A 5,750-nucleotide genomic window follows, 5' to 3' on the forward strand; every position below is an offset into this window, starting at 1 on the left:
GCCCATATCATAGAGGTCGAATGTGTCATCGGGCTTGACTAGCTTCTTTTTTATACTCCAAGATGGAAATTGCTTTCCATTGCACTCGCGGATGTGAGTTTTGACGAGTAATCGAGGTGTGCGTAGATATTTGCTGTTGTCGAGAAGTCGCTGTGTCCAAGCCATTCCTGAATGTTCTTCATGGGAACGCCACTGGCCAGCAGCAGACTCGCACAGCTATGCCGGAGGTCGTGAAAGCGAATCTTTCGAAAGCCATTCCGCTCCAGCAGCTTTGGGAACTGTGTGGTGATGTAGTTTGGCTTGAAGCGATCTCCAATTTCATCTACACAGATGTATTCCAAAAACTCCTTATTATAGGAGCGCCCGCATAACTTTTGATTTTTCTCCTGCTGTGCCTTCACAGCAAGGAGCTTTTCATGGAAGTACGGAACAAGCGGGAGTGTTCTCCGGCTGGACTTTGTTTTGGTCGTATCCTTTGCAACGATTACGCATTTGCCATCCAGATTACAGGAAGTCACCGTATGATTGATTGTAATGGTGTTCTGCTCAAAATCGACAGCGCTCCACTTCAGCCCAATGATCTCACTGCGCCGCAGGCCGTAAAACGCCCCCAGTAGTACTGGAAGTTCCAGCTTTGTTCCTGCAACAGCTTCAAAGAGTTTATTCAATTCCTCTTTATCATAGAAGCTACCGTAGAACTTATCTTGCTTGGGGCGCTCGACTTTAGCCCTGCACATCGAAGTGGATCGCTTCAGACGGATACTCGTCCAGCACATACAGCCGCTCCATTTGCTCCTCAGACAGCTCCGAAAGGGAAAACTCATGAATAGACCGCCATGCGATATGCTGCACATAATCGCGGGCTTCTTCACGCAGGACCTTTCTGCAAAAGCTATCGAACTGATGTCTAACGGTTTTCTTTTGGGATGGTGTTAGCTCCAAGAGTTATTCACCTCCTCTCATGCACCGAGAGGTCGGCTTTCTTCCCCTTTCGCTTCTATCCCGATTGGAAGGTGCTGTTTTGGCAAACTTTTTGAAATTATTTCAAAAAAAATTTTCCAACGGCCAAATCAGCCGTTGGAAACGAGAAAAAATAGTTCAGGCAAACTGTTGTAGGTAAGAAGATTTTTACGAAAAGATAATTCCTTGTCAAGAATGTAGGTGTGTGCAGGTAAAATAATACTTCGATGAATCTATCGAAATGGGTAGAATTATTGCCGTTCCATTGCTATATGGCATTGTTATTTCCGAACTGTTATTATTTTTGATTTTATTTGTAACTTGGCCATCAAACACGCGCACAATTATTCCATGATCAAATTCCAACTGCGTGAATATGCCGGCTTGAACTGCCTTGTCCAGCACATCTGGGTATTTCACTTGGACAGTCACACTACTATCCCTTGGTTTTCCGGTGCTTTCAATGCTTTCCGAGCATTTTGAACTGTTCAGTAAGCACTATATAATCAATCACGCGGCCCACGGATTTCATTTTCCGCAGGCCGCGCAATAATAGTTATTTAGAGTGGCTGATCATTCGGTAAATTATTCAACCACATTCTCACAATACCGCATCAGAATTGTGGCAAGCTGCGCTCTGGTGGCGTTGCCCTGGGGAGCCAGTGTATTGTTGCCAATACCGCTGATCAGACCGGTTTCCACAGCCCAGCGCATAGCGTCGGTGGCATAGCCGCTGACCTTGCCTGCATCGTTGAAGCTGTCAACGCCGCCCTCCACAACGGGGCTGCCGGAGTAGCGCCACAGCATGGTGGCCAACTGCTCACGGGTGATGCTGCCGTTGGGGTTGGAGCCGTCGGACACGCCGTTGGCCTTGGCCCACTCCATGCCCTTCTCATACCACACGCTGCCGCCGTTGGTGTCCACACCGTCGAAGCGGGCCAGAACGGTCATCAGCTGGGCGCGGGTCATCTGAGAGTTGGGGGTAAAGGTCGTTGCACTGGTACCGGCGAACATCTCACGAGCCGTCACGAAGGAGATAGCGTCCTCGGCCCAGTGACCGTTGGTATCGGAGAAGTCCTTGGCGTTGTCAATGACCTTTACGGTAGCACTGCCTTCAAGTTTCAGAACCACGCCGTTTTCGGTGAGAACGGAGGTCTTAACGATTTCCTCGGTGCCGTCAGCCTTCACAATGACGGCCACGGTGCCGGGAGTGACCTTCTCCACGGGAACCTCCACCTTGACGGAGCCAGCGCTCTTAGGAACAGTGACCTGAACAGCGGGGGCGTCCACTGCGGTCTTGGCAGCGGGGACCTCCACGGGCAGAGTAACGGCCTCGCCTGTCTTAGCAGCCTCGGTAGCGGCCTTGGTGGACACGGCGGACTTGACCTCGGTGATGTCGCCATTTTTGTTGGTAACCACGGTGCCGGTGGTGCCGTCAGCGGCCTTGTTGGTCTCGGTGACGGTACCGTCCTTCTTGGTCTCCACGGTGGTGGTGGAGCCGTCGGTGTTCTTGGTGACCTCCGTCACGGTGCCGGTGGTCTTATCGGTCGTGGTCGTGGTGGTGGAACCATCAGGGTTCTTTTCGGTGGTCGTGGTGGCGCTGCCGGAGGAAGTGCTGCCGGAAGAACCGCTGCTCTCGCTGGAAGAACCGCCATTATACGTCCACTGGGCATAAATGGTGGTGTCGGTATCGAAAACCGTATCGATGGTCACCTCAGTGCCGCCGCTGGCCGCAGTGTACCAGCCCTTAAACGAGTAGCTACCGCTGTGGGTCGGAGTGGGCAGCGAAGCCAGTTTTCCATTTTCGTCGGTATCCGCAGAGGTTTCAGATACCTCGCCGCCATTGGCATTGAAGGTGATTGTATAGGTGGTAGGTGCAGTAGCCACCGCTTCGACACCCTCGACAGTGACGATCTGGTTCGCAGCGATGTTGCTGATGGTGTACTTGCCATCGGCCTCTGCGGTCAGCGTGTCGCCATTGGCCTTGACCGCAAAGCCAGCACCCTTCTGGTAGCCGTCAGCGATGTTCACAGTAAAGCTGAAGAAGCCGTTCTCCAAGACAGGAGAAGCGGAGCCATCCGCAGCCGCCACAGTGTAACCCGCGTCAGCAGTCTCGGTGGGCAGGGTCACCGTGTACTTTTTCACATGGGGAACCGTGATGGTAAACTGGTTGCGGGTGCGGAACAGCTTGTCGTTGCAGACGGAATACCAGTTGACATCCACCTCGTTGCTATCCTCGTCGAAGGTCAGCAGCATCATCATCGCCAGATTATAGGTGTAGTCGATGCCCTGCGCGTCGCAAAGAATCGATGTAACATCCTTTCCGGCGCCATTTTTGTCTGTACGTCTTGCGAGGTCGGGGTATCCGATGTGTCCGCCCAGCGCCAGCACTACATTGGGATACTTCGCACCCAGCTGATCCCAGATAGACTTACCATCGCTCGGAGCGTTGGGAGAGTCCAAATCATCCTCAGGGTCAAGATGCGTGCCATCCCAATACATGAAAGCATGCGCCGTCAGGATCACATTTTTATCTGGATTATTTTTGATGATATTTTCGGCCCAGTCGATAGCTTCCTTAGAGGGCGCATAGCCCAGAGAGAAGATCAGGTATTCGCGGCCGCCGCATTCCACATGCCAATAGTTGCTGTCCAGTTTATCCTGACCCAGCACGTCGTGCTCATAGGAACCGCCGAACCAGGCTCGGTTGGAGCCGTACTGATCGTAGGGGAAGTAATCGTTGAACCAGCCGGAATTATCGTGATTGCCGCGCATGGGCATCCAGGCGATCCCGCTGTTATTGAGCTGGTCCATGGCGGTCTTGCAGGCATTCCACTGATCGGTATAGTTGGAGTTGACCATATCGCCCAGATGCATAACAGCCTGAATGTTATAGTTGTCCTTGTTATCTGCGATCCACTGGGTCAGCTTTTTGTAGCTCTCCTTATGGTTCTGGGAGAGGAACTGGGTATCCGGCAGGGCAACCATGGAATAATCGCCCTTGGCAAAGTCCGGGGCGAGCCAATCCACAAAATCGGCAACATTGTTTTCGTTTGCGGAAAGGTCACGGAAAATGGGGGCCTCGGGCTCCTGGAAGGACCATGCGGACAGCAGGCCGTCGCCGCTGGTGTTCACGGTTCCGGTTTTCAGAGAAGTCACATCGGCTTCGATCTGTTCATCGGTACGGACGGAGGACCAGATGCTGATGTTGGCGATCTCGCCCTTGAAATACTGGTTGTTGTAGCTGCCGTCGAGGGTCTTGCTGCCGGTGCCGCGGTAGTCACCGCCCACCTTCAGCGCCTGGGCGGGAATGACCGGGTTGAAGGTGCAGTTGTCCACCGTGGAGACCAGTGCGCCGTTGAGATAGCATTTCACGGTATCGGTGGTCTCATCGAAGGTGAAGGCCACATGAACCCATTCGTCCTTGCGCAGATCCACACCGGAAATGATGACGCTCTGGGTATCCGGGTTCTGACCTCTGCGGCCCTGCTGCCAGTACAGGCGGGGCTGGCCGTTCTCATAAACCTCGAAGTTGACATAAACAGACTTCCCAGCAGCGTGACGAGCCACAGCGGAATACTGGCGAGGAAGCCCACATCCTCAATCGCCGTAATGATTTCAGGCGGCAGAGCCGCCGATGCGTTTGTGATACCGCCCACGCTGCTTGCTGCGGTGGCCACAATGCCGTTACATACATCGAAGATGTTCACCATCAAATCCATGCCGTAAGTGATACCCAGCTTGGCAAGGATAAAGTATATAAAATGCTTGAACACATACTCCGGGCGCTGAAAGTCCCGGAAGGTTGCAGAGCTTTTGAAAATGCTGATGGCAAGGAATAGCACCAGCAGTCCGTAGCCGATGGCTTGCATGGCTCCATTGATGGTCGTTACCGTACTCCAGATCGTGCCGCCCTTAAAGGTCTGGGGCGACTCTGTCAGCAGCGTCCACATCTCTGCCAGCTTGTCATTCCATGTGGTCAACGCATTTTCCAAGTTGTCTACGATCCAGTTGTTGTCCACTTCACCACCTCCTTCATGCTACCGGGAGAATTGCCACCCGCAATTCTCCCGGTTTTCTTTTTAGATCGCACCAATGGCGGTCAGGATCTCCTTCGCAAAGGCAATCAGCAGGCCGCCGAACAGGCACAGAAAACCCTGCGTTCTCTGGCTGGCATCGTGGGACTGGATAGACATACCCACCTGCACAATGCCCCAGCCGAGGATAATGACGCCCAGCGCCTTGATGATGCTGAAAATGAAGTCAGAGAGGTTGTTGACGATGGTCAAAGGGTCGCTGCCCGCTGCAAATGCGGGCGTCGCAAGGACACAGAGCATCAGCACTGCTGCCGCGCCCGTCCAGTAGCCACGCTTCAGCAGCTTGCCGCGCTTATGGAGCTGCCGGGGCGTATCATTCTTCTTGTTCATTTTGAGAGTCCTCCATATCAATGAAATCATAATCGTCCAGCGCATGAAACTCGTAAGGAAGGTCGGGCAGCGCATAGTCCAGAGCCTCCTGCGGTTTATGCACATAGGGTTCCGCGCCGCCTGCCGCAGACTTCTTGAAGTTGGGGTGGCGCGTAATGTCGTATTTTTGATCCAGCACAGGCTTTTCGCCCCGGATCAGCAGAATGGCATCGTCGGTGTCCATCATGCGGATCTCATCGATCATCATCAGCTCACGCCCAGCCTGCTGATAGTTGGTGGAGCTGGAACCGTGCTGTCCTCTGGTCTGGCCCCGCGTCCGGGCGTCCAGCGTTTCCTTGCCCAGCAACTTGGATATGAACTCCA

The 5,750-nt window shown here is 53.4% G+C and carries 4 protein-coding genes; all 4 read right to left on the minus strand.

Going from position 1 to position 5,750, the window contains the following annotated elements; translation table 11 throughout:
* Positions 1–50 precede the first annotated feature (50 nt).
* Positions 51–776 (minus strand): site-specific integrase, encoded by a 726-nt coding sequence (locus tag QZL67_RS06945; RefSeq protein ID WP_022290015.1) that lies wholly within the window; start codon positions 774–776, stop codon positions 51–53.
* Between the two features lie 769 nt (positions 777–1,545).
* Positions 1,546–4,530, minus strand: coding sequence for an S-layer homology domain-containing protein (locus QZL67_RS06950; RefSeq protein WP_022290017.1), 2,985 nt, complete (start codon positions 4,528–4,530; stop codon positions 1,546–1,548).
* 512 nt (positions 4,531–5,042) lie between these two features.
* Positions 5,043–5,387 carry a TrbC/VirB2 family protein gene (locus tag QZL67_RS06955; RefSeq protein WP_022290018.1) on the minus strand — a complete coding sequence of 115 codons (345 nt, stop codon included), beginning with the start codon at positions 5,385–5,387 and terminating at the stop codon, positions 5,043–5,045.
* On the minus strand, positions 5,371–5,750 hold a 380-nt coding region (locus tag QZL67_RS06960), incomplete at its 5' end, for a type IV secretory system conjugative DNA transfer family protein (protein ID WP_292920053.1). The genes QZL67_RS06955 and QZL67_RS06960, both read right to left, overlap by 17 nt.

It is taken from the genome of Oscillibacter sp. CAG:155 (assembly GCA_000436875.1).
Lineage (GTDB): Bacteria > Bacillota > Clostridia > Oscillospirales > Oscillospiraceae > Oscillibacter.